The following is a 22,857-nucleotide window of genomic DNA, read 5'->3' as shown; positions in this document are numbered from 1 at the left end:
ACGGTGACGTACAGTTGTGCGAAACTGTTATGGTAGATTGAGCACCACAGATGGACCTAGGTCATAGCGCACGGACGAGCGCCTCCCCACGCATCGATGCGGTGATGATGGAGATAAGACGCCGCATTGCCGCGCGGGTTTTGACGCCCGGCGCAAAGCTTCCCTCCGTCAGAGCCTTGGCAAAGGCGCAGGCTGTTTCAACCTCCACCGTCGTCGAAGCCTATGAGAGGCTGGTTGCCGAGGGGGCAATACGGTCGCGTCCTGGCTCGGGCTTTTTTGTTGCCAGTGCGCTGGCCCCGCTTTCGCTGGCGGATATTGGCCCAAAGCTCGACAGGCAAGTTGACCCCTTCTGGGTATCGCGCCTGGCATTGGAGGGCGGGCGGGGGCTTGCCATGCCCGGCTGCGGATGGCTGCCGCCATCATGGATGCCGGAGGACGCCTTGCGCAAGGCACTGCGCGCGCTCGCGCGCGCCAATGCCGACGTGCTGACGGGCTATGCCATGCCACTGGGACTACCTGCGCTTCGCCAATTGCTGGCGAGACGTTTGGCGGAGTCCGGCCTGATGGTCGGGGCCGATCAGATCCTGCTGGTGGATTCAGGAACGCAGGCGATCGACATGATTTGCCGTTTCCTGCTGGAACCCGGTCAGACCGTACTCGTAGACGACCCCTGCTATTTCAACTTTCATGCGCTGTTGCGCGCCCATCGGGTCAAAGTTATCGGCGTGCCTTACACGGCGGACGGGCCTGACATTGAGCTGTTTGAGCAGGCCCTGGAGGAGCATCGTCCGAGGCTGTACATCACCAATTCGGCCATCCACAATCCGACAGGCGCCGTCCTCTCTCCGGTTAAAGCTCACCGCCTCTTGATGCTTTCGGAACGTTCGGGGCTGACGATCATCGAAGACGATATCTTTGCCGATTTCGAGATAACCAAGGCACCGCGGCTTGCTGCCTTCGATGCTCTGAACCGTGTGATTCAGATCGGAAGCTTCTCCAAGACTCTCTCCGCCTCGGCCCGATGCGGCTACATCGTCACGCGCAAGGAATGGCTCGACCCTCTGGTGGATATGAAGATTGCCTCGAATTTTGCCGGAAGCCAAATTTCCGAGGCGGTGGTGCTTGAGGTGCTGAAAGACGGTAGCTACCGCAGGCACATGGAAGCCCTGAAGGCGCGTCTCGCAAAGGCGAAAGCGGACGTGGTCCAGACACTGCGCTCGCTCGGAATCGAGCCTTGGACCGATCCCCAGGCGGGTATCTTTCTGTGGTGCCGCCTCCCTTCGGGTGTTGATGCCGCGCACATGGCGCGCAATGCTCTGACCGAGAATATGGTCTTGGCACCCGGCAACGTTTTCTCTCAATCGGATACGGCGTCGACTTACATGCGCTTTAATGTATCGCAATGCGATCAGCCGCAATTTGCGTCGATTCTAAGACGCGCGATGACCGAGGCGAGCCGCTGAACTCCACCTTCGTTGGCATTTTAGGAACAATTCACGCAGATGTGCATTTTCTCCCCATTGGAAGAGGAGAAAACACCATGACTTTTGATCCAAACATGCCCCGCGACCCGAACCTTCGTCCGGACCGCCCTGAACTGCGCACAACGCCCGAAACCCATCGCAAGTCCGCTGGCTGGGCACCGTGGGCAGCCATCATCGTCGTTCTGCTGGTTGGCGGTTTCATCTGGATGCAGATGAGCAGCCCGTCCACGACGGATCCGACCACAACGTCGTCTACGACGCCGCCAGCTGTGAGCGATCAGGCGCCAGCCCCTGCACCAATGACGCCGACGGCCCCGGCAACCGAGCCGGCTAATGGCGCTGCACCGGCTTCGCCGAACACCAATGGCACATCGACCCAGCCTTAATCGGCAGTGATGTCGTGAAAGAGAGCCGCCTGTCATGAAGTCAGGCGGTTTTTCTATGTTAAAAATTTTCCATCGCTGATGCCTTATGGCCGGATTGAGCCCAGCGCTTGAAGGATTCTTGTGCGAGATCGGCAAGCGTAATTTTGGCGAAGCGTGCGAGCAGGATTGCCTCCGCCTCTTTCATACCGTCCGCCAAAGCCATATTGACCGACTGCTCGATGACGCAGGCCGGATTGTCCCCCGAAAGACCGATCGAAAACAGTCCAGGGGTGCCGAGAGCTTTGTAGATATCGAGAAGCGTGATGTCTGAAAGCGGTCTCGCCAGCACCCAGCCACCACCGTGACCCTTTTCCGATGTGACATAACCGGCGTCGCGCAGGCCCGCCATGGTGCGCCTGACGACCACTGGGTTGGTCTGCAGCATGGCGGCGATGGCATCGGATGTCGCTGGTTTTTCATGCTTTTCCATGTGGATCAGCACGTGCAGCACTCTCGAGAGGCGGGTGTCTTGTCTCATTTGGTCTCTCTGGTTTTCTCCTCCTATCACCACGCCTCGCATGTAACAATATGAGTTACATGATCTTGATTTGCGCTTTCACGTAACAATATAAGTTACGAAAACTTGTCAGTTGGAGGAAGGATCGTCTCATGACCTACGACGTCATCATTATCGGAGGAAGCTATGCCGGTCTCTCCGCAGCGCTTCAGCTCGGGCGGGCAAGACGGTCAGTGCTCGTCATCGATGCCGGCACGCGCCGCAACCGCTTTGCCAGCCACTCACATGGCTTTCTTGGCCAGGATGGCAGAGCGCCAGACGAGATCGTGGCCGAGGCCCGCCGCCAAATCGAGAGATATAATACGATCGACTGGATCGATGGCCTCGCAACGAATGTCAGCGGCTCGGTTGACGCATTCGAAGTCGAGATTGAAGGGGATGGACGCAATGAGGGTCGAAGGCTCATCCTCGCTGCCGGCGTGACGGATGATCTGCCGTCAGTACCTGGCTTGAGCGAGCGCTGGGGCAGAAGTGTGTTTCATTGCCCCTATTGCCATGGCTATGAACTGAACCAGGGGCAGATCGGGGTCATCGCGGCATCCGCGCTTGCCATGCACCATGGATTGATGCTGCCAGACTGGGGAGCAACGACGCTCTTCACCAACGGTGCCTTCACTCCCGATCAGCGCGAGCGCGCTCAATTGGAGGCACGCGGAACCGTAGTGGAGGAGGTAGCGATCCACGAGATCACCGGCAAAGCAGACGTCGTCCTTGCGGATGGTCGAACACTCGTCATGGACGGGCTTTTCGCCCAGCCAACTCTGAGAATATCGGCGCCGTGGATTGCCGAATTGGGTTGTACGCTGGAAGAAACGCCGATGGGTGCCACCATTCCTACCGATGTAATGAAGCAGACGACGAAGCGCGGCGTCTTTGCGTGTGGCGATATCGCTCGTCCGGCGGGGTCGGTGGCGCTCGCGGTGGGAGACGGCGCGATGGCTGGCACGGCTGCACACCGGTCGCTGATGTTTCCCGATCTATAGCCACCGATGAAAATGAAAATCCCGACCATTGGCCGGGATTTTCAAAACAGAGATGATGAAGCGCCTATTCGTCGTTCATTTTAAGCGCTGCGATGAAGGCTTCCTGTGGAATCTCCACCTTGCCGAACTGGCGCATGCGCTTCTTGCCTTCCTTCTGCTTGTCCAGCAGTTTGCGCTTACGTGTGGCGTCGCCGCCGTAGCACTTGGCGGTTACGTCCTTGCGCAGCGCGCGAACGGTTTCGCGGGCAATGACCTTGCCGCCGATGGCAGCCTGGATCGGGATCTGGAACATGTGCGGCGGAATAAGTTCCTTCAGCTTCTCGCACATGCCGCGTCCACGACGGTCTGCTGCCGAGCGGTGAACCAGCATGGAAAGCGCATCGACCGGATCGCCATTGACGAGGATCGACATCTTGACCAGATCGCCTTCACGGTAATCCATGATGGTGTAGTCAAAGGAGGCGTAGCCCTTGGAGATCGACTTCAGGCGGTCGTAGAAATCGAATACCACTTCGTTGAGCGGCAGCTCATAAGTGATCATGGCGCGGTTGCCGACATAGGTCAGCTCCGTCTGGATACCGCGACGGTCCTGGCAAAGCTTGAGAATGCCGCCGAGATATTCGTCCGGCGTCAAAATCGTCGCTTTGATCCACGGCTCGCGGATTTCATCGATCTTCACCACATCCGGCATGTCCGCCGGGTTGTGAAGCTCTTTCTCGGTGCCGTCCGTCAGCGTCATTTCGTAGACGACCGAGGGTGCGGTGGCGACGAGATCGAGATTGAACTCGCGCTCCAGACGCTCCTGGATGATTTCCAGATGCAACAGGCCAAGGAAGCCGCAACGGAAGCCGAAGCCGAGCGCTGCCGAGCTTTCCATTTCGAAGGAGAAGGAAGCGTCGTTCAGGCGAAGCTTGCCGACGGCTGCGCGCAGGTCTTCGAAATCCGCCGCATCGACCGGGAAGAGACCGCAGAAAACCACAGGCTGCGCCGGCTTGAAGCCGGGCAGCGCCTTTTCCGTCGGGCGCTTGTCGTCGGTGATCGTGTCGCCCACGCGCGTGTCGGCCACTTCCTTGATCGAGGCGGTAATGAAGCCGATTTCACCTGGGCCGAGACTATCGACCGTGACCATCTTCGGGGTCAGAACGCCGACACGCTCGATGGTGTACTTGGCGCCGGAGCCCATCATCCGGATCTGCTGGCCCTTGGTTAACACGCCGTCGATGATGCGCACCAGAACCATGACGCCGAGATAGGTGTCGTACCAGCTGTCGACGAGCAGGGCTTTCAACGCACCCTTCTCACCGGCTTCGCTCTTCGGAGGTGGGAGCTTATGAACAATGGCTTCCAATACGTCGGGAATGCCGAGGCCGGTCTTTGCCGAAATCAACACGGCTTCGGAGGCATCGATACCGATGACTTCCTCGATCTGTTCCTTGATGCGGTCGGGCTCGGCCGCTGGCAGGTCGATCTTGTTGAGAACCGTCACCAGCTCGTGGTTGTTGTCGATCGCCTGATAGACATTCGCAAGTGTCTGCGCTTCGACGCCCTGAGAGGCATCCACCACCAGAAGCGAGCCTTCACAGGCAGACAGCGAACGCGAGACTTCATAGGCGAAGTCAACGTGGCCGGGCGTGTCGATGAGGTTCAGCACATAGGTTTCGCCGTTATTCGCCTTGTAATGCAGGCGCACGGTCTGTGCCTTGATGGTAATACCGCGCTCGCGCTCGATATCCATGTTGTCCAGCACCTGCTCGGACATATCGCGCTCGGCAAGGCCGCCTGTCGACTGGATCAACCGGTCGGCAAGGGTAGATTTGCCATGGTCGATATGGGCGACGATGGAGAAGTTGCGGATATGGTCGAGGGGCGTACGGGTCGAATTGGTGCTCATGCCCCGCGCTATAGAGGGTTTCGCTCCCAAATGGAAGCTGTTCTATGGTGGCAAGAGGCGGCGAAATCGGCTTTTCAGCCGGGGAACTGCTCGCTCCAGTCACGCCGCGTTGCAACCTGTCCCTCGGTGCGCAGACGCGCCACATCGGCCAAGTCGATATCGACGATGAGAAGCGTGCTGTGGCTCACCGCGTCGCTGTCGCTTTCCGCCACGATGCCATTGGCTGGCATGCCATAATCTGAGGGCACGTAAAGTGCCGCGCGCCCGCGATTTTCGTCGACCGCTGGCGACCACGGCGCTTCCCCGGCGGTGGGGGAGGATAAGACCGCAAACTGGTTTTCCAGCGCTCGCGCCTGCGCGCCGATCCTTACACGATAGGAGCCTGCCAGCGTGTCCGTGCAGCTTGGCGCCAGCACCAGTTCCACACCCATTTCGGCAAGCCTGCGGCCCAGCATTGGGAACTCATTATCGTAGCAGATCAGGATGCCGAGCTTGCCAATGCTCGTCTCAAAGGCTTTGAGACCTTCCACGCCTGGATCGATGAACCATTGTTCGCGCTCGAAACGCGTCATGATCTGCTTGTCCTGATAACCGATCAGTCCGTCAGGACCGAAAAGCCAGGCGCGGTTGCGGAACTTGCCATCAGCATCCTTCACCGGCGCGCTGCCCGGCTGAAAAAGAACCTGATGCTGCCGCGCCAGCTCTTCGCAGAGTTCCACCCAGGGCGGGATCAGGCTTTGCATCGCCTCGATCGAGCCGTGCAGATCGGAGCGGATATCCGGGGCCAATTGCCCGGTCAGCACCATGGCGGAATATTCCGGCAGCAGAAGGAGTTCCGCGCCCTTTTGCTTGGCCTCCGCAACGATGGAGCTTAGATGCCGGGCATAGTCCTCCCAGGTTTCGATCAGCTCCATGGCGTACTGGCAGGCGGCAAGCCGGGTCATTCAGCGATCCTCTTCGTCCAGAAGGATAGAGGCTTTGCGCTCTGCTCATCTTCATCCAGATCCTGCCATGTGAAACTGGTGCGAAGCTCCGGGTGGTGCGTGTAGCCACGCTTTGCCCAGAAATCGTTCAATGGCACATAGTCGGCGGGACGGCGGGGATGATCAACCGGGCGCTCGACAGCGCAGAAGGTACACCATTCTAAACCGCCAAGGCGCTTCGCATGCGCTTCCCGTTCCTCGAAGAAGCGCACGCCCAGGCCATGGCCACGGTATTCAGGCAAAAGCACGCTCTCGCCGAAATAGAAGATTTGCTCAAGCTCGTATCCGGCATTGATGAAGGGCGTCTTCACCTCATCCGTTTCCGCCATCATCGGCATGCCCGTCGACATGCCCACGATCTTGTCGCCATCGATTGCGAGCACGAACACCGCGCCCTCGGCTTTCGCATAGGTCGAGAGATAGGTGTGCTCGTAATCGAACGATCCGTCATAGAGGTACGGAAAGGCGCGAAAGATGGTGATGCGCAGCCGCGACAGATCGTCGAAGAACGGTGCAGCATCAATGCCGGAAAGGGAACGGATTTCGACGGTCATGGGCATGTTCACATGGATTTTCCTTGGTTATACCGTCAGGGAAAAGCTGTGCAAGCCTTGAACACGGAGATTGGATCATGTCCGCACTCGAAACCATCCGCGCCTATTACGATGCCTTCAACCGCCAGGATATGGATGCCTTTTTGGCGCTTCTAACCGACGATGTGGTGCATGACATCAATCAGGGCGAGCGGCAGGTCGGAAAGGACATCTTCGCCAAATTCATGCAGCACATGAACCACTGCTATAAGGAAAACCTCACCGACATGGTGATCATGGCGAGCGAAGACGGCAAGCGCGCTTCCGCGGAGTTTATCGTCAACGGCGAATATCTCAAGACTGATGAAGGCCTGCCGGAAGCCAATGGCCAGACCTATGTCCTGCCAGCCGGTGCCTTCTTCGAATTGAAAGATGGCAAGGTCGCGCGGGTGACCAACTACTACAATCTCAATGACTGGATCGCGCAGGTTGGCGCGTAAGGGCTGAGAGCCTCAGTTGTTGCCGTGGATCCTCGCCTCTAGGGCGAGGATAACGTCTGAGAAGGGCGTGGTCGCGCGCGTCCGTTGCCCTCACGTCTCCAGCACGATGCCAAGTTCTGTGCGCAGCTTCTTCGTCAGCCCCGCCGCCACGAGTTCGTAGGAGCGGCGGACGTAGTGCTCCAACTCTTCGTCTTCCAGCGGAGCATGATCGCTGATCGATACCCATTTGCGCTTGGCGAAATAGGGTGCCTGGGCGATGCCCTCCATCGATGTGAGGATTTCGAAACTCTCTTCCGAGCATTTGACGACAAGCCGCCAGTCATCCCGCTCGCCAAGCACCGCAAACACTTTGTCGCCGACCTTGGCAACATGCGAATCCCACTGATCGACGAAGCGCACACCCGGCCAGGCACCAAGCATTGCATCGAACGTTTTTCGCTCGAAGAGGCTCATTGCAGCCGTTCCGCGATCAGCGCCGCCAGCCGTTCGGCAACCTCGCCCTTCGAGAGATCGGGCCAGGCATCGACACCGCTGTTGGAGATGATCTTCACCTGATTGCGCACTCCGCCCATGATGCCGGTTTCAGGCGAAACATCATTGGCAACGATCAAGTCGGCACCCTTTCGCTGAAGCTTGGCGCGACCATTCTCCTCGACATTCTGCGTTTCCGCCGCAAAGCCGATCACCAGCTTGGGCCGCTTTTCGTGGTGGCCGACGGTTTTGAGAATGTCCGGGTTTTCGGTCAGTTGCAGCGCTGGCGGCGCGTCACCCGGCTGCTTCTTGATTTTTTGGTCCGACAAACTCGCCACCCGCCAGTCCGCAACCGCGGCGACGAAGACGGCGATATCCGAGGGCAGCTTGCCAAGCACGGCGTCACGCATCTCCTCGGCGCGTTCCACATGGATGGTGTTCACACCCGCCGGATCGGGGATAGTCACCGGACCGGAGACGAGCGTCACCTCCGCGCCAAGCTTGGCAAGAGCGGAGGCAATGGCGTGGCCCTGCTGGCCGGATGAACGGTTGGCGATATATCTTACGGGATCGATTGGCTCATGCGTCGGACCGGAGGTGACGATGGCCGTTTTGCCCCTGAGCGGCTTCGGAGCATCGTCCAGCAATCGTTCGACGGCTTCAGTGATCTGCAACGGCTCGGCCATGCGGCCAACACCGGCTTCACCCTTTTCCGCCATCTCGCCCGCCATCGGACCGATAAAGCTGATGCCATCGCCTTTCAGCGTTGCGATGTTTCGCTTGGTGGCCTTGGCCTCCCACATTTTCGGGTTCATTGCAGGCGCCACCAGCACGGGACGATCGGTCGCCAGCAAAACGGTGGACGCCAGATCGTCCGCCAGCCCGTTTGCCATCTTCGCCAGAAGATCGGCAGTCGCGGGTGCCACCACAACGAGGTCGCAGCCGCGCGCCAGCCGGATATGGCCGACATCCTGCTCATCCTGGCGGGAAAAAAGTTCGGTAAACACATGCGTGGCGGACAGCGCCCCGACGGCAAGCGGCGTGACGAATTCCTGCGCGCCCCTGGTCATCACCGGCGTCACCGTCGCGCCGCGCTCTTTCAGGCGGCGGATTAGATCGAGGCTCTTATAAGCGGCAATACCGCCGGAGATGATGAGCAGAATATGCTTGTTTGACAGAGCCATGCGCAAAGACCAGTTTCCCGTTTAATCGGGAAACTAAGCGGTCAGTAGGCAAAGTGCAATCACGCCGCCTTGGCGACGTGATATTCCTTGATGGCGACCATCTTGATCGCCGGGAAACGCTCGGCTTCATAGCGCAGCGAAAAGGCATCCTGCGCCAGAAACACCGGATCGCCGTCGAGGTCGCGGGCGATATCGCCGCGCTTGACGTTCAAGAACTTCTCGAACTCGGCAGGCTGATCGGACGAAATCCAGCGGCACACGGAGAAGCGCGACATCTCGAAGGACACCGGCAGGCCATATTCGCCCATAAGCCGTTCCTTCAAGACGTCGAGTTGCAGTGCGCCGACGACGCCGACGATGGCTGGCGAACCGTCTTCTGGCGAAAACAGCTGCACGACGCCTTCTTCGGCCATCTGCTGCAGCGCCTCCTTCAGCTTCTTCGCCTTCATCGCATCCTCAAGCCGGACACGGCGCAGAATTTCCGGCGAGAAGTTCGGCACGCCCTGGAAGACGAGGTTTTCGCCTTCCGTCAGCGTGTCACCGATACGAAGCGTGCCGTGATTGGGAATGCCGACCACATCACCGGCATAGGCCGTGTCCGCCAACTGGCGCTGCGAGGCGAAGAAGAATTGCGGCGCAGTGAGGCCCATCTGCTTACCGGTACGGGCAAGACGCGCCTTCATGCCGCGCTCCAGCTTGCCGGAGCAGATGCGCGCAAAGGCAATGCGGTCGCGGTGGTTCGGGTCCATATTGGCCTGGATCTTGAAGACGAAGGCCGTCATCTTTTCTTCAGCGGCATGGACGAGGCGGGTATCGGCCACTTGGTCACGCGGCGGCGGGGCGAAATCGCCGAGCGCATTGATCAGATCGCGCACACCGAAATTGCGAAGCGCCGAGCCGAAGAAAACCGGCGTCATATGGCCTTCGAGAAACGCCTGACGGTCGAAGGGACGGCAGGCCTCCATGGCCAGTTCCGTTTCCTCGATAAAGGCGTCACGCTCGTTCTCCGGCAGGCGATCAGCCACGGCCTGTGGGCCGTTTACGGGCAGGCCGTCGACCTGCGTATCGTTGCCGCGGAAGGTGTTTTCGGCAAGATTATAGGCGCCGCAGAAGGTCTTGGAGCGTCCGACAGGCCAAGTGATCGGCGCGGTATCGAGCGCCAGCTTCTCTTCCACCTCGTCGAGGATTTCGAAAGCGTCGCGGCTTTCGCGGTCCATCTTGTTGATGAAGGTGATGATCGGAATGTCGCGCATGCGGCAAACTTCGAAGAGCTTCAGCGTACGCGGCTCGATACCCTTGGCGGCATCGATCACCATGATGGCCGCATCGACGGCCGTCAGCGTGCGGTAGGTATCGTCGGCGAAGTCTTCGTGGCCCGGTGTATCGAGAATGTTGAAGACGCGATCATTGTATTCGAAAGTCATGACCGAGGTCACGACAGAGATGCCGCGCTCGCGCTCGATCTTCATCCAGTCCGAACGGGTCTGGATACGATCCTTCTTGGCCTTGACTTCACCGGCAAGCTGAATCGCACCGCCGAACAGCAAGAGCTTTTCGGTCAGCGTCGTCTTACCCGCATCCGGGTGCGCGATAATAGCAAAGGTGCGGCGGCGGGAGACCGCCTCGGCAAGTGTTTCGGCCATCTAACAAATCCTGTGGAATTGCGGGCTATCTAGCGTTTCGAGCCCGCTTTTGCAATTGACCTTGACCCATGAAGGGCAAACTAATGCCGCATGAACACGCAAAACGCCCAGTCTCCCGGCCTGAAACTCATTCGCCTTCCCCATGGTGGCGGCATAGAGCTCCCTTCCTATGAGACGGCAGGTGCCGCAGGCATGGACCTTCGCGCCGCCGTTGCGCAAGGCGAACCGATGACGCTGCGTCCCGGTGAACGGGCGCTGGTGCCAACCGGCTTCATCTTCGAAGTACCTTTTGGCTATGAGGCGCAGATCCGCCCGCGCTCCGGCTTGGCGATCAAGAATGGCATCACCTGCCTCAACTCCCCTGGCACGGTGGATAGCGATTATCGCGGCGAGGTAAAGGTCATCCTCGCCAATCTCGGGCAAGCGGATTTCGTCATCGAGCGCGGCATGCGCATCGCCCAGATGGTCATCGCACCGATCACCCAGATGACGGTGACGGAGGTCAGTGAATTCAGTGAAACCGAGCGTGGCGCGGGCGGCTTCGGCTCTACCGGCGTCTGACCACGACGTTGTGAGCCGACGCGTTCTGGAGTATGTCTCAAAGACTGACGGGAAGGGACATCTCCATGACGATCACGACAATCCTTGCCTACGCGATGGCCCTTTTTATTGCCGCCGCCATTCCAGGTCCTGGCATGACGGCGATCGTGGCCCGTGCTCTTGGCTCAGGCTTTCGCGAGACGTTTTTCATGGGGCTTGGTCTCGTGCTCGGCGATATGGTCTACCTCACCGCAGTCGTGCTGGGTCTCGCCTTCGTGGCGCAGACTTTTCAGGAAGCCTTCATGCTGCTGAAATTCGCCGGTGCCGCCTATCTGTTGTACATCGCCTGGAAGCTTTGGACCGCTGGCCTTCTTCCGCAGGATTTGCAGGCGAAAAAGAGCACCAGTATCGGAATGTCGTTTCTCTCCGGCCTGTTCATCACACTCGGAAACCCCAAGACCATGCTCTTCTACGTGGCGCTGGTGCCGACACTTATCGATATCCGTCTGATCGGCGTATCCGAATACGCGATACTGATCGGCGTTACCTTCGTCGTGCTGATGGCGGTGCTGCTGCCCTATATTCTGCTGGCCTCCAAAGCGCGGGCACTGCTGAAGCGTCCGAGCGCCTTGACGATCCTCAACCGCACTGCGGCGGGCATTCTGGCAGGCACGGCAGCAATGATTGCGACCCGCACCAGTTGAGAACAGTCTTCCACGCACGGCGCTGAGATTGGTGATCTATCCCAAGCACCTCACCCTATAAGCACGTTTGTTCTCTGGCTTCCTCGCCGGGATCGCCCTATCCTGCGCGCAATTGCATGAGGATATAAGGCAGGAGAGCAGGCATGTCGGAAGTGAAAAAGCCCGGGCGCGGACGGATCTATTCCTCGATCACCGAAACCATCGGTGACACGCCCCTGGTGCGTCTGGACAAGCTGGCGCGCGAAAAGGGCGTGCACGCGACGATTCTGGCAAAGCTTGAATTCTTCAACCCCATCGCGTCCGTCAAGGATCGCATCGGTGTTGCCATGATCGAATCGCTTGAAGCGCAGGGCAAGATCACACCCGGCAAGACGACGCTGGTCGAGCCGACGTCTGGCAATACCGGCATTGCGCTTGCCTTCGCCGCCGCCGCCAAGGGCTACAAGCTCATTCTCACCATGCCGGAAACTATGTCGGTGGAGCGCCGCAAGATGCTCGCATTGCTGGGTGCCGAACTGGTTCTGACCGAAGGTCCAAAGGGCATGAAGGGCGCGATTGCCAAGGCGCACGAACTGGCCGAAACGCTGCCCGATGCCATCATTCCGCAGCAGTTTGAAAACCCGGCCAACCCAGAAATTCACCGCAAGACGACGGCAGAGGAAATCTGGAACGATACCAACGGCAGCGTCGATATCTTCGTCGCGGGCATCGGTACCGGCGGCACCATCACAGGCGTCGGCCAGGTGCTGAAGGGCCGCAAGCCAGACCTCAAGGTCGTGGCTGTCGAACCGACGGACAGCCCCGTGCTGTCTGGTGGCACGCCCGGCCCACACAAGATTCAGGGTATCGGGGCAGGTTTTGCTCCCGCCATTCTCGATACCAAGATTTATGACGAGATCGTCACCGTCAGCAATGACGATGCCTTTGAAACAGCCCGTCTTGCTGCGCGGCTGGAAGGTGTACCGGTGGGCATTTCATCCGGTGGAGCGCTTGCCGCCGCCATCAAGATCGGTGCGCGTGAAGAAAATGCTGGCAAGACAATCGTGGTGATCATCCCGTCCTTTGCCGAACGCTATCTTTCCACGGCACTGTTCGAAGGACTTGGCCTTTAGAGCAGTTCCGCTGAACACGGATTCACCTACACTACTCTAACTCTTCGTTTCGGTACGCAGAACCGATCAAACTTTTGCTGGAAATGCTCTAATCACAGTAGCGAGCGCGCGGCGGTAGATGCCGCGCAGCCTCACTCGACACGCTTGGCGATCACGGCTGCAGATGTGCCGGGCACCTCTGAGATCGTGTAGGCTTGCTGCACCGACGCCACAATGCGCGCGGCGTCTTCGCGGCTCGCCGCATGCACAAGGGCAATCGGCTGGCCCGCTTCCACCTTCGTTCCCAAGGGCAAAATCGCCGACAGGCCAACGCGATGATCGATCTTGTCGCTTGGATGACGACGACCGCCGCCGAGTTCGACAACCGCCATGCCTAGATCGCGCGCCTGACAGGTTGAGAGCCAGCCGCTTTTGGGCGCGGGCACTGGGACGACATGCGGGGCTGTTGTCAGATACTGCTCAGGACGCTCCACAAAATCTACCGGACCGCCGAGCGCCGACACCATTTGCCCGAAGCGTTCAAGTGCGCGACCTGAAGAGAGCGCATCACGCGCCATTGTTTCGGCCCCTGCGAGCGTCGCCGCCACGCCACCCTGAACCAGCATTTCCGCGGCAAAAGCGAGAATCAGTGTTTCAATGCGCGTGCCGGTTTTCCTGCCATTCAGGAAATCGAGACAGTGGATGATTTCAAGCATGTTGCCGGCGGCGTCCGCCAGAGGCTCATTCATGTCGGTGATCAGCGCGCAGGTTTTGACACCTGCGCCATTCGCCACCTGAACCAGGGCGGAGGCGAGTAGTTCAGCCTCTTCGGCGCTTAGCATGAAAGCGCCGCTGCCGAATTTGACGTCGAGCACCAGCGTTTCAAGCCCGGCGGCGAGTTTCTTGGAGAGGATCGAGGCCGTGATCAGCGGGATCGAATCGACTGTCGCCGTCACATCGCGAACGGCGTAGAGCCGCTTGTCGGCAGGCGCCAAATCTCCCGTCTGGCCGATAATGGCGCAGCCGACGTGCCTGACCGTGTGGCGAAACAGGGCCTCATCTGGCATCACATCATAGCCCGGAATGGCTTCGAGCTTGTCCAGCGTCCCACCGGTATGACCAAGACCGCGTCCGGATATCATCGGCACGGCCAGCCCGCACGCTGCCACGATGGGTGCCAGCATCAGCGAGACATTGTCTCCGACGCCCCCGGTCGAATGCTTGTCCGAGATCGGTTTGCCGATGTCGGCCCAGGACAGCACATCGCCGCTGTCGCGCATCGCAAGTGTCAGCGCAACCGTCTCCTCGCGCGTCATGCCGCGAAAGAACACCGCCATGGCAAAGGCTGCTGCCTGTCCCTCCGAAATAGACCCGTTGGATAGTGCCGCGATAAAATCCGCGATCTCGGTAGCGGCCAGCGTCTCGCCATCACGCTTGCGGCGGATGATCTCTTGCGGGATCATGAGGCGTCAATATCCGGTGGCAGCTTTGGCTGGCTCTCCACCCGCTAGCACATTCAAAACATCATCCAGCAGGCTGGAGGCGCCGAAGCGGAAGGTGGAGGGCATCGCCCAGTTGGGCTGCATGATGGTTTCTGCCAGACGCAGATAAAGCGTCGCATCGGCAACCGTGCCGATCCCCCCAGCAGGCTTGAAGCCAACCTTCTTCCTGCTATCGCGGATCACCTGCAGCATGATGTCTGCCGCCTCAAGCGTGGCGTTGACGGCCACCTTGCCGGTGGAAGTCTTGATGAAATCAGCGCCTTCGGCGATGGCAATCTCGCTGCCGCGACGGATAAGGGTCTTGTCCTTCAACTCGCCGGTTTCAAGGATGACTTTCAGCAGGATCGGCTCGGGGCAAGCTTGGCGAACTGCCGCCACCATCTCCGTCACCGCGGCTTCATCGCCTGCGATGAACTTGCGATAGGGAATGACCAGATCGATTTCATCTGCACCGTCGGCGATGGCGCGCTCGGTTTCCGCGACGACGGTGGCGACATCAAGATCGCCGGACGGAAAATTCACGACGGTCGCGATGCGGATCGAATGGTTGTTGCCGAAGGCCGCACGCGCCTGGGCGACGAAGCGCGGCCAGATGCAGATGGCCGCCGTGTTGCCAAACTGGGTATGGGCTCTCTGGCAGAGGCTTGCAATCTGCCCTGGCGTGCAATCGTCTTTCAGATTGGTCAGGTCTAGCAAGGACAAGGCGAGGCTGGCTGCTTCGCGCGGGCGCTGAAGTTCCATGCTCAGTTTCCTCCCGAAATCATTTCCGTTAAAACAGCGGCAAGACGTTTGCCGCCGATCGGAGCCATATCCTTGGTCTCGTCATGGCTCAGTTCGGCGCCGGTCATTCCGGCACCGTAATTGGTAATAACGGAAGCAGCGGCAACGCGCATCCCGAAAAAGCGCGCAAGGATCACTTCCGGTACGGTGGACATGCCCACAGCATCGGCACCAAGCGTGCGCGCCATGCGAATTTCGGCGGGCGTTTCGAAGCTTGGGCCGGAAAACCACATATAGACGCCGGAAAACAGCGGGACGGTTGCACGGATCGCCGCATTGCGCATGGCAAGCGTCAAATCCGCATCGTAAGCGCTGGTCATGCCGACGAAGCGCTTGTCGCTCTCCTCGCCGATCAGCGGGTTCATGCCCGAATAGTTGATGTGATCGGTAATCTGCATCACCGAGCCGGGCGGCATGTCCTGTCGGACCGAGCCCGCCGAATTGGTGAGGATCAGCGACTGGACGCCGATGCCGGCCAGTGCCTCGATTGCCGGGCGCATGGCGGACGCATCGCCCTTTTCATAATAATGAACGCGCCCTGACAGCATGATGACCGGCTGGCCACCAAGATAACCCGCGACCAACTCACCTGCATGGCCGGAGACGGCACTTTCCGGAAAGCCTGGAATATCCCCATAGGGAATGCGGATCGGGTCGGTCACTTCGTCCACCAGCGCACCGAGGCCTGAACCGAGCACGATGGCGGTGCGTGGTACAAGGCCATTCAGCCGTTCGACCAGTACGTCGATGATCGCGTGATCCATCTTACAACTCGGTCTTGAAGCTGAAGGGCAGGAGCTCGTCCATGGTCATCACCTTCTGCACGCCGGTCTCGTCGCAGAGATAGACCTTCGTGTCGGCGCTTGCGAATTCGGCGATCTTCTGGCGACAACCACCGCAGGGCGGGCAAAGCGCCAGCTTCTCGGCGATGACGGCGATCTCCTTGATCTGCCTTGCGCCGCCCATCACCATGGCACTGATGGCGGTAGGCTCCGCGCACCAACCCTGTGGGAAGGACAGGTTCTCGATATTGGCACCCTTATAGACCTTGCCATCTTCGGCACGGATGGCAGCGCCTACCGGAAACTTCGAGTAGGGCGCGTGGGCAAAGCCCATGGCCTCACGGGCGGCTTCGAAGAGCGCATGTGTCGTCGGTTCGTTCAGCATCAATCAACGCTCCTTGGAGTAGGCAACGCCACCGGCCTTCGGCGGTTTTGCGACGCCGATGAAACCGGCAAGCAGAATGCAGGTGAGGATATATGGCAGCGCCTGGAAGATCTGCACCGGCACTTCGCCAATACCGGGGATTGCCTTACCTTGCATGAAGTTCGCCATCGCATCGAGAAAGCCGAACAGCAGGCAGGCGAACATGACCGGGACGGGTTTCCACTTGGCGAAGATGAGCGCTGCCAGTGCGATATAGCCCTTGCCGGCGGACATGTTGGCGATGAAGGCGGCCGATTGGGCCACGGCAAGGTAGGTACCGGCGAAGCCGCACAGGAAACCGGCGACGATGACGGCGCGGAAGCGCATCCATGCCACCGAAATGCCAGCCGTATCGACGGCACCCGGGTTCTCACCGACAGCACGCAGGCGAAGACCGAAGCGCGTGCGGTAAAGCACCCACCAGGAAATCGGCACCGCGAGGAAGGCGAGATAGGTCAGGATATTGTTGCCGGAAATCACGTTGGCATAAAGCGGACCGATGAAGGGCACGTCGCGCATCATGTCCGCACCTGGCAGAATGATCGGCGTGAAGCGGCCTTCGCCGGTGATCTGCGGCGTGCGCCCACCCTGGCCGAACCAGGCCTGGCCGAGAACGACGGTGAGACCGGCAGCGACGAAGTTCAGGGCGACGCCGGAGACGATCTGGTTGCCGCGATTGGTAATGACGGCAAAGCCATGCACCAGCGAGAAGAAGATCGAGATGCCGACACCGGCGGCAAGCCCCGCCCACGGGTCTTTGGTCAGATAGGCAACGCAAGCGGATGCGAAGGCGGCCGCCAGCATCTTGCCTTCCAGGCCAATATCGAACACGCCGGCGCGTTCGGAAAACAGGCCGGCAAGCGCGGTAAACAACAGCGGAATGGTCAGGCGCACGGTCGAACCGAGAATGCTGACCAGCATGTCGAAGGTTTCCATGGCCTTACCTCTTCACAAAGTTTTGGTAGATGCGCACAAGCGCGGGGCGATACATATATTCGAGGGCACCGGCAAACAGGATCACCAGACCCTGGATGACGACGATCATCTCGCGGGTAATGTTGGGCATTTCGAACGAAAGGTCCGCGCCGCCCTGATAGAGAATGCCGAAGAGTAGTGCCGCAAAGACGATCCCGAGCGGATGGCTTCTGCCCATCAGCGACACGGCAATCCCGACGAAACCGGCACCGGCCACGAACTCCACCTGAAGGCGCGCGGACGCCCCCATGACCGGGTTCAGTGCCATCATGCCTGCCAGACCGCCGGAGATCAGCATGGCGATGATGACCGTGCGTGAATAGGGAATACCGGCGTAGACGGCAGCCGAAGGGCTGATGCCGAGTGTGCGCATCTCATAGCCTAGCTTAGTGCGCCAGATCAGCACCCACACCAGAAACGCCATGACGAGCGCGATGATAAAAGACACGTTGAAAGGCGCAGGACCGAGCTTGAGCCCGAAGAGTGCCATCAGCCAGTCGAGCTTCGGCAACTGCCCGCCCGGAAGAAAGGTGCGTGTCTCCGGCGCCATCTTGCCCGGCACGATCAGCACGTTGACGAGGAGATACACCATCAGGGCTGCAGCGATGAAGTTGAACATGATGGTGGTGATAACCACGTGGCTGCCGCGTTTGGCCTGCAGCCAGCCGGGGATGAACGCCCATGCCGCGCCGAAGAGTGCCGCGCCGATCACGGCAAACGGCATCGTCACATACCAGGGAACGTAACGATCGAGCGTCAGCGCTACGAGTGCAGCACCCAGACCGCCGATATAGGCCTGGCCTTCCGAGCCGATGTTGAACAGCCCGGCATGGAAGGCGACAGCGACCGATAGGCCGGTGAAGATGAAGCTCGTCGTGTAGAACAGGGTGAAGCCGATGGCGTCACCGCGTCCAAGCGCACCTTCGATCAGCAGACGAAGAGCAGCGAAGGGATCTTCGCCGATCGACCAGACGACGAGGCCCGAGATGAAAAAGGCGGTCAGGAGGTTCAGAAACGGCAGGAGGCCGTAATTGATCCAACCGGGAAGGGGTACGGAAGCTGTACTCATATGTATTTGGCCTTATGCGGCAATGCCGGCCATCATCAGGCCAAGCGTCTGTTCTTCGGCTTCCGCCGTCTTTTCTCCGACAACCCGACCCGCGAACATGACTAGAATGCGATCCGAAAGCGAACGGATCTCATCCAGCTCGACGGACACAAGCAGGATCGCCTTGCCAGCATCGCGCATGTCGATGATGCGACGATGAATGAATTCGATGGCACCGATATCGACGCCACGCGTCGGCTGACCGATAATCAGCATGCTCGGATCGCGCTCGATCTCACGCGCAACCACGATTTTCTGCTGATTGCCGCCGGAAAAATTCGCGGTCTTCAGCCGGGCGTTCGGCGGGCGTATATCGTATTTCTCGATCTTTTCGGCAGCATCCTTGCGGATCGCTTCCGGATCGAGAAATGGACCTTTGCCGTATCGTTCATCACGATGGTAGCCGAGAATGGAGTTCTCATATTCCTCGAATTTTAGAACCAGGCCCATATGGTGCCGGTCTTCGGGAATGTGGGCTAGACCGAGCTGACGCAGGATAGCCGGGTCGACCTTCTCCACCTGCTTGCCATTGATCAGAATATCACCTGAATGCGGCTTTCGGATACCGGCGATGGCTTCCAGGAGTTCGGACTGGCCGTTTCCGGCAACACCTGCAATGCCGACGATCTCGCCAGCGCGGACATCGAAGGACACATTGTCCACCATCGTCACGCCACGGCTGTCTTTAACCGTCAGGTTACGAACCGAGAAAAGAACATCGCCAGGGTTGGCTTCGCCCTTTTCCACCCGAAGCAAAACCCGGCGACCGACCATCAACTCGGCTAGTTCCTCGACCGTGGTTTCAGACGTCTTGCGCGTCGCTACCATCTCTCCGCGGCGCATGACGGATACCTCGTCGGTGATCGCCATGATTTCCCGCAGCTTGTGGGTAATGAGGATGACCGTCTTGCCCTGGTCGCGCAACACGCTCAGAATTTTGAACAGATGGTCGGCCTCCGCAGGCGTCAAAACGCCCGTTGGCTCGTCGAGGATCAGGATCTCGGCGCCGCGATACATCGCTTTCAGGATTTCCACGCGCTGTTGAAGACCGACCGGCAAATCCTCGATGATTGCATCCGGGTTGACCTCTAGGCCATACTCATCTTCCAGACGCTTCAGCTCTTTGCGCACAGCGGCCGTGCCCTTGGACAGAAGCGCACCGCCTTCCGCACCGAGCATGACATTTTCCAGCACGGAGAAATTCTCGACCAGCATGAAGTGCTGATGCACCATGCCGATACCGGCGTCGATGGCTGCCTGGCTGTCCTTGATGGCAACGGGCTTGCCGTTGACGCGGATTTCACCGGAATCGGCCTGGTAGAAGCCGTAGAGGATCGACATCAGGGTCGACTTGCCAGCACCGTTTTCCCCGATGATCCCGTGGATCGTACCCTTGGCAACGGTCAGATTGATATTTTTATTGGCGTGAACGGCACCGAATTTCTTGTCGATGCCCACGAGCTCGATTGCAGGGTTCATACTCAAACCGAAACCTCTCCGAAGGCTGGATATGAAAAGGGCGCAAGATGAAAACATCATGCGCCCCAGTCAAATATCATATCATTTCGGGCAGGAATTGTCCGACATGTAGTCGTGAACCTTGACGGCGCCGGAAATGATATCGGCCTTCGCCTTATCGGCTGCAGCCGCCATTTCAGGCGTGATCAGAGCCTTGTTGTTGTCATCGACAGCATAAGCCACGCCATCTTCCTTGACGCCGAGCGCGTTGACGCCAGCGGTGAACTTGTCGTCCTTGACGTCCTTGAACGCATTGTAGACGGCGAGATCGACGCGCTTGACCATCGAGGTCAGAACGGAGCCCGGATGAAGATGGTTCTGGTTGGAATCGACGCCGATCGAGAACTTCTTGTTGTCGGCTGCAGTCTGCAGAACGCCAAGACCCGTCGCACCGGCTGCCGCGTAAATCACGTCCGCGCCCTGGTCGATCTGGTTCTTGGTGAGCTCACCGCCACGCACCGGGTCGTTCCATGCTGCACCCGTCGTGCCGGTCATGTTCTGGAAGACTTCGATCTTGTCGTTGGCTGCCTTGGCGCCCTGGGCATAACCGCAGGCGAACTTGCGGATTAGAGGAATGTCCATGCCGCCGATGAAGCCGACCTTGCCGGTCTTGGAAGCCATGCCAGCAAGAAGCCCGACGAGGTAGGAGCCTTCTTCTTCCTTGTAGACGACCGAGCGGACGTTCGGCAGGTCGACAACGGAGTCGACGATCACGAACTTGGTGTCGGGAAACTCAGCAGCCACTTTCTCCATGGCGGAGGTCCATGCAAACGACACGGCAACAACCGGGTTGAAGCCGCGGCTTGCAAAGTTACGGATCGCCTGCTCGCCCTGCGTATCGCTGGTCGGCTCGAAATCGCGGAACTCTGTGCCTGTTTCAGCCTTGAACTTCTCGGCACCTGCAGCGGCAGCCTCGTTGAACGACTTGTCGAACTTGCCGCCCGTTCCGTAGACCAGTGCAGGCTTGATATCCGCAGCCAAAGCGGAAGCCGACATCGCAGCAAGCGCGAAAAGCGTCAGAAGGGATTTTTTCATTTTGCAGCCCTGTTGTTGCAGTTTAATTTTATAAAAAGGGTCCTCCCGCAAGCCCTTATGCTGGGCATGTTCTGCGGAAAAGCCAGCCCATAAGGCTGAGCGTGGGGAGTATCCTTGCACGGCTGTAAGAAAAATTCACCCGTTTTTTTTGCCCGGTGGAAAACCTCTTTTCTGGTGGTTTTTTAATCTCTTCCGCCGGGCAGTTGCTGCACAACTAGGCGATGTTGCAGGTCACTCCGGTACCCCTCAACCCGCAATAGCCGCCAGGGTTTTTGGCCAGATATTGCTGATGATAGTCCTCGGCGTAATAGAAGATATCCAGCGGCTCGATTTCGGTGGTGATCTTCGGACGATGCCCCGCAGCCTCCAACGACTGCTGGAAGACATCGCGGGCCGCCTTGGCCTCGGCAAGTTGCGCATCATTCGTCGTATAGATCACCGAACGATATGTGGTGCCGACATCGTTGCCCTGGCGCATGCCCTGCGTCGGGTCATGTTCCTCGAAGAATATCTTCAGAAGCTGGGCAAGCGTCACTTGCGAGGGATCGTAGACGACCTTGACCACTTCCGCGTGGCCGGTCAGGCCTGTTGTCGTTTCCTGATAAAGGGGGTTGCGGGTAATGCCGCCGGAGTAGCCGACAGCCGTCACGTAGACGCCGGGTGTCTTCCAGAACAGCCGCTCCGCGCCCCAGAAACAGCCCATCCCCAGATAGATCGTCTCCAGGCCTTCGGGGTATGGCCCTTTCAGGCTTCTGCCATTGACGAAATGATGCTCTGGGACAGCGACCGCCTCGTCGCGACCCGCAATCGCGGTTTCAGGTGTTGGCATAACGGTCTTCTTGGAAAGAGTGTCGAATCCAAACATTGCAGTCTCCCTGCGGCGATCGGCGCCGCGCTCCGGTCATTTGCCGTGCGGGATGCTGGTATCGTCAGGCCGCAAAACGACCATGCGGTCTTGGCTTCCTGTAACCCGCCATCCATGACAGCAGAGAGAGACCAAGGAGAACCGCGAAGGCAGGGACGGCATCCAAGCCGTTTTCGATCCAGCGCCACGCTTCCGGATGAATATAGTGTGCCGTCATGCTTTCTGCCATGGCGAGCGAGGAAGGAAAAACCTCAGCCCAGCCTTCGCGAAAGCTTAAAAGATCGATGGACGAAGTCGAAACCGAACGGATGGAATCGAAGACGCCGACAGCGATGGCGCATAGAAGAAGCAGGAAGCTGAAAAACCGCAACAATGCTTTCATGGCAGGACTCCCCGGCACACGTTAAAACGGGACAGCCGCCTTTGAGACGACATTCTCTAGGTTCTGGATAAGGTCCGCGAGCGTGGTTTGCAATCTCCCCGTAACCAGCCTTTTCACAGACATTTTAAAAAACTGTCAGAATCGGGTTGATCGCGGCGAATTCATCGGTATATATCGCGCCGTTCCAGTGATTTGCATTTCCCAAAACATGCAGATTGTAATGAAGGACAGGTGGCCGAGTGGTTTAAGGCGCACGCCTGGAACGCGTGTGTGCGTGAAAGCGTACCGTGGGTTCGAATCCCACCCTGTCCGCCATCTCACAACAATAATTTTCCGACCATTTTAGATCTGACATCTGGAAGCCCGCTGCTCTCCGGTATCGTTGCTCAGCGCCCCATCAAGTCAGCCCAAGAGTGTGATCTGATCCCGATTCCCCAAAATTAAACTTTGTCCATATTACCAAAACTTAAGGTGATTTTGCCGTGAGATGATGTTTCCTGATCCTGCAAGGTCTCTCCGGTACGGTGGCGTGTCGCG

24 protein-coding genes and 1 tRNA gene are annotated in these 22,857 nt (G+C 58.9%); 8 read left to right on the top strand and 17 right to left on the bottom strand.

The features are described 5' to 3' along the window. Positions 1–50 precede the first annotated feature (50 nt). On the top strand, positions 51–1,463 hold the full coding sequence (locus ACQZ5M_RS07265; RefSeq protein ID WP_296077978.1) for an aminotransferase-like domain-containing protein: 1,413 nt from the start codon (positions 51–53) through the stop codon (positions 1,461–1,463). 77 nt (positions 1,464–1,540) lie between these two features. Then, complete coding sequence (locus ACQZ5M_RS07260; protein WP_296077976.1) at positions 1,541–1,870, top strand: hypothetical protein; 330 nt, start codon at positions 1,541–1,543, stop codon at positions 1,868–1,870. Between the two features lie 58 nt (positions 1,871–1,928). On the opposite strand, the gene ACQZ5M_RS07255 is transcribed toward ACQZ5M_RS07260, so the two are convergent. Next, positions 1,929–2,387: an Rrf2 family transcriptional regulator gene (locus ACQZ5M_RS07255; protein WP_296077975.1), complete on the bottom strand. Its 459-nt coding sequence runs from the start codon at positions 2,385–2,387 to the stop codon at positions 1,929–1,931. A gap of 131 nt (positions 2,388–2,518) precedes the next feature. Between ACQZ5M_RS07255 and ACQZ5M_RS07250 the strand changes: the two genes are divergently transcribed. Continuing rightward, a complete protein-coding gene (locus ACQZ5M_RS07250) occupies positions 2,519–3,409 on the top strand; it encodes an NAD(P)/FAD-dependent oxidoreductase (protein ID WP_296077973.1) in 891 nt (296 codons plus the stop codon). A 64-nt stretch (positions 3,410–3,473) separates the two neighbouring features. Here the strand turns inward: ACQZ5M_RS07250 and lepA are convergent, their stop codons facing one another. The 3 genes from lepA to ACQZ5M_RS07235 form a co-directional block, all read right to left on the bottom strand. Then, a complete protein-coding gene (gene lepA / locus ACQZ5M_RS07245; protein WP_296041180.1) occupies positions 3,474–5,312 on the bottom strand; it encodes a translation elongation factor 4 in 1,839 nt (612 codons plus the stop codon). 62 nt (positions 5,313–5,374) lie between these two features. Beyond that, the gene (locus ACQZ5M_RS07240) at positions 5,375–6,244 is read right to left on the bottom strand and encodes a carbon-nitrogen hydrolase family protein (RefSeq protein WP_449079334.1); all 870 of its coding nucleotides are present in this window, start codon (positions 6,242–6,244) and stop codon (positions 5,375–5,377) included. After that, positions 6,241–6,837, bottom strand: a complete 597-nt coding sequence (locus ACQZ5M_RS07235; RefSeq protein ID WP_296041177.1) for a GNAT family N-acetyltransferase — start codon at positions 6,835–6,837, stop codon at positions 6,241–6,243. The genes ACQZ5M_RS07240 and ACQZ5M_RS07235 overlap by 4 nt, the downstream gene beginning before the upstream one ends. A gap of 77 nt (positions 6,838–6,914) precedes the next feature. Between ACQZ5M_RS07235 and ACQZ5M_RS07230 the strand changes: the two genes are divergently transcribed. Beyond that, positions 6,915–7,316, top strand: a complete 402-nt coding sequence (locus ACQZ5M_RS07230) for a ketosteroid isomerase-related protein (RefSeq protein WP_296084725.1) — start codon at positions 6,915–6,917, stop codon at positions 7,314–7,316. Between the two features lie 90 nt (positions 7,317–7,406). On the opposite strand, the gene ACQZ5M_RS07225 is transcribed toward ACQZ5M_RS07230, so the two are convergent. Genes ACQZ5M_RS07225 through ACQZ5M_RS07215 form a run of 3 tightly spaced genes read right to left on the bottom strand, consistent with a single transcriptional unit; the run spans position 7,407 to position 10,614 of the window. Next, a complete protein-coding gene (locus tag ACQZ5M_RS07225; protein ID WP_449079333.1) occupies positions 7,407–7,769 on the bottom strand; it encodes an MmcQ/YjbR family DNA-binding protein in 363 nt (120 codons plus the stop codon). Continuing rightward, complete coding sequence (gene coaBC / locus ACQZ5M_RS07220) at positions 7,766–8,971, bottom strand: bifunctional phosphopantothenoylcysteine decarboxylase/phosphopantothenate--cysteine ligase CoaBC (protein WP_449079332.1); 1,206 nt, start codon at positions 8,969–8,971, stop codon at positions 7,766–7,768. The genes ACQZ5M_RS07225 and coaBC overlap by 4 nt, the downstream gene beginning before the upstream one ends. Before the next feature lie 59 nt (positions 8,972–9,030). Next, a complete protein-coding gene (locus ACQZ5M_RS07215) occupies positions 9,031–10,614 on the bottom strand; it encodes a peptide chain release factor 3 (protein ID WP_296015841.1) in 1,584 nt (527 codons plus the stop codon). Between the two features lie 90 nt (positions 10,615–10,704). Between ACQZ5M_RS07215 and dut the strand changes: the two genes are divergently transcribed. The 3 genes from dut (at position 10,705) to cysK (ending at position 12,970) form a co-directional block, all read left to right on the top strand. Continuing rightward, the gene (gene dut / locus ACQZ5M_RS07210) at positions 10,705–11,175 is read left to right on the top strand and encodes a dUTP diphosphatase (RefSeq protein ID WP_449079331.1); all 471 of its coding nucleotides are present in this window, start codon (positions 10,705–10,707) and stop codon (positions 11,173–11,175) included. 65 nt (positions 11,176–11,240) lie between these two features. Beyond that, entirely contained in the window at positions 11,241–11,858 is a 618-nt protein-coding gene (locus ACQZ5M_RS07205) for a LysE family translocator (protein WP_296015845.1), read from the top strand. A gap of 143 nt (positions 11,859–12,001) precedes the next feature. Then, entirely contained in the window at positions 12,002–12,970 is a 969-nt protein-coding gene (gene cysK / locus ACQZ5M_RS07200; protein ID WP_296015848.1) for a cysteine synthase A, read from the top strand. Between the two features lie 131 nt (positions 12,971–13,101). On the opposite strand, the gene deoA is transcribed toward cysK, so the two are convergent. The 10 genes from deoA to ACQZ5M_RS07150 all read right to left on the bottom strand — a co-directional run bounded on the left by deoA (position 13,102) and on the right by ACQZ5M_RS07150 (position 22,320). Then, positions 13,102–14,412, bottom strand: a complete 1,311-nt coding sequence (gene deoA / locus ACQZ5M_RS07195; RefSeq protein WP_449079330.1) for a thymidine phosphorylase — start codon at positions 14,410–14,412, stop codon at positions 13,102–13,104. A gap of 6 nt (positions 14,413–14,418) precedes the next feature. Continuing rightward, entirely contained in the window at positions 14,419–15,192 is a 774-nt protein-coding gene (deoC, locus tag ACQZ5M_RS07190; protein WP_449079329.1) for a deoxyribose-phosphate aldolase, read from the bottom strand. A gap of 2 nt (positions 15,193–15,194) precedes the next feature. Beyond that, complete coding sequence (locus tag ACQZ5M_RS07185; protein WP_449079328.1) at positions 15,195–15,995, bottom strand: purine-nucleoside phosphorylase; 801 nt, start codon at positions 15,993–15,995, stop codon at positions 15,195–15,197. A gap of 1 nt (position 15,996) precedes the next feature. After that, positions 15,997–16,398, bottom strand: coding sequence for a cytidine deaminase (locus tag ACQZ5M_RS07180; protein ID WP_449079327.1), 402 nt, complete (start codon positions 16,396–16,398; stop codon positions 15,997–15,999). 3 nt (positions 16,399–16,401) lie between these two features. Continuing rightward, entirely contained in the window at positions 16,402–17,373 is a 972-nt protein-coding gene (locus ACQZ5M_RS07175) for an ABC transporter permease (protein WP_296015858.1), read from the bottom strand. 4 nt (positions 17,374–17,377) lie between these two features. Continuing rightward, positions 17,378–18,481, bottom strand: coding sequence for an ABC transporter permease (locus ACQZ5M_RS07170; protein WP_296015860.1), 1,104 nt, complete (start codon positions 18,479–18,481; stop codon positions 17,378–17,380). A gap of 12 nt (positions 18,482–18,493) precedes the next feature. Next, a complete protein-coding gene (locus ACQZ5M_RS07165) occupies positions 18,494–19,999 on the bottom strand; it encodes an ABC transporter ATP-binding protein (protein WP_296016023.1) in 1,506 nt (501 codons plus the stop codon). 81 nt (positions 20,000–20,080) lie between these two features. Beyond that, complete coding sequence (locus ACQZ5M_RS07160; protein WP_296015861.1) at positions 20,081–21,073, bottom strand: BMP family lipoprotein; 993 nt, start codon at positions 21,071–21,073, stop codon at positions 20,081–20,083. Positions 21,074–21,287: 214 nt separating this feature from the next. Continuing rightward, positions 21,288–21,938 (bottom strand): peptide-methionine (S)-S-oxide reductase MsrA, encoded by a 651-nt coding sequence (msrA, locus tag ACQZ5M_RS07155; protein ID WP_296073906.1) that lies wholly within the window; start codon positions 21,936–21,938, stop codon positions 21,288–21,290. 64 nt (positions 21,939–22,002) lie between these two features. After that, positions 22,003–22,320 (bottom strand): hypothetical protein, encoded by a 318-nt coding sequence (locus tag ACQZ5M_RS07150; protein ID WP_296015868.1) that lies wholly within the window; start codon positions 22,318–22,320, stop codon positions 22,003–22,005. Between the two features lie 225 nt (positions 22,321–22,545). Between ACQZ5M_RS07150 and ACQZ5M_RS07145 the strand changes: the two genes are divergently transcribed. Then, positions 22,546–22,635, top strand: a tRNA-Ser gene (locus tag ACQZ5M_RS07145). Positions 22,636–22,857: the final 222 nt, after the last annotated feature.

This window comes from Rhizobium sp. 22-785-1, assembly GCF_053521965.1.
Note: the sequence above shows the minus strand (reverse complement) of the source record. Positions and strands in the feature narration are given on the sequence as shown.

Bases quoted from the DNA above. Each gene is read 5' to 3' on its own strand.
- ACQZ5M_RS07260 (WP_296077976.1), top strand. From the start codon at position 1,541: ATGACTTTTGATCCAAACATGCCCCGCGACCCGAACCTTCGTCCGGAC.
- deoC (WP_449079329.1), bottom strand. From the start codon at position 15,192: ATGGAACTTCAGCGCCCGCGCGAAGCAGCCAGCCTCGCCTTGTCCTTG.
- ACQZ5M_RS07230 (WP_296084725.1), top strand. From the start codon at position 6,915: ATGTCCGCACTCGAAACCATCCGCGCCTATTACGATGCCTTCAACCGC.
- ACQZ5M_RS07175 (WP_296015858.1), bottom strand. From the start codon at position 17,373: ATGGAAACCTTCGACATGCTGGTCAGCATTCTCGGTTCGACCGTGCGC.
- ACQZ5M_RS07170 (WP_296015860.1), bottom strand. From the start codon at position 18,481: ATGAGTACAGCTTCCGTACCCCTTCCCGGTTGGATCAATTACGGCCTC.
- ACQZ5M_RS07225 (WP_449079333.1), bottom strand. From the start codon at position 7,769: ATGAGCCTCTTCGAGCGAAAAACGTTCGATGCAATGCTTGGTGCCTGG.
- ACQZ5M_RS07205 (WP_296015845.1), top strand. From the start codon at position 11,241: ATGACGATCACGACAATCCTTGCCTACGCGATGGCCCTTTTTATTGCC.
- ACQZ5M_RS07215 (WP_296015841.1), bottom strand. From the start codon at position 10,614: ATGGCCGAAACACTTGCCGAGGCGGTCTCCCGCCGCCGCACCTTTGCT.
- ACQZ5M_RS07250 (WP_296077973.1), top strand. From the start codon at position 2,519: ATGACCTACGACGTCATCATTATCGGAGGAAGCTATGCCGGTCTCTCC.
- ACQZ5M_RS07185 (WP_449079328.1), bottom strand. From the start codon at position 15,995: ATGGATCACGCGATCATCGACGTACTGGTCGAACGGCTGAATGGCCTT.
- cysK (WP_296015848.1), top strand. From the start codon at position 12,002: ATGTCGGAAGTGAAAAAGCCCGGGCGCGGACGGATCTATTCCTCGATC.
- ACQZ5M_RS07165 (WP_296016023.1), bottom strand. From the start codon at position 19,999: ATGAACCCTGCAATCGAGCTCGTGGGCATCGACAAGAAATTCGGTGCC.
- ACQZ5M_RS07160 (WP_296015861.1), bottom strand. From the start codon at position 21,073: ATGAAAAAATCCCTTCTGACGCTTTTCGCGCTTGCTGCGATGTCGGCT.
- deoA (WP_449079330.1), bottom strand. From the start codon at position 14,412: ATGATCCCGCAAGAGATCATCCGCCGCAAGCGTGATGGCGAGACGCTG.
- ACQZ5M_RS07255 (WP_296077975.1), bottom strand. From the start codon at position 2,387: ATGAGACAAGACACCCGCCTCTCGAGAGTGCTGCACGTGCTGATCCAC.
- ACQZ5M_RS07150 (WP_296015868.1), bottom strand. From the start codon at position 22,320: ATGAAAGCATTGTTGCGGTTTTTCAGCTTCCTGCTTCTTCTATGCGCC.
- ACQZ5M_RS07240 (WP_449079334.1), bottom strand. From the start codon at position 6,244: ATGACCCGGCTTGCCGCCTGCCAGTACGCCATGGAGCTGATCGAAACC.
- coaBC (WP_449079332.1), bottom strand. From the start codon at position 8,971: ATGGCTCTGTCAAACAAGCATATTCTGCTCATCATCTCCGGCGGTATT.
- ACQZ5M_RS07265 (WP_296077978.1), top strand. From the start codon at position 51: ATGGACCTAGGTCATAGCGCACGGACGAGCGCCTCCCCACGCATCGAT.
- msrA (WP_296073906.1), bottom strand. From the start codon at position 21,938: ATGTTTGGATTCGACACTCTTTCCAAGAAGACCGTTATGCCAACACCT.
- dut (WP_449079331.1), top strand. From the start codon at position 10,705: ATGAACACGCAAAACGCCCAGTCTCCCGGCCTGAAACTCATTCGCCTT.
- ACQZ5M_RS07235 (WP_296041177.1), bottom strand. From the start codon at position 6,837: ATGACCGTCGAAATCCGTTCCCTTTCCGGCATTGATGCTGCACCGTTC.
- ACQZ5M_RS07180 (WP_449079327.1), bottom strand. From the start codon at position 16,398: ATGCTGAACGAACCGACGACACATGCGCTCTTCGAAGCCGCCCGTGAG.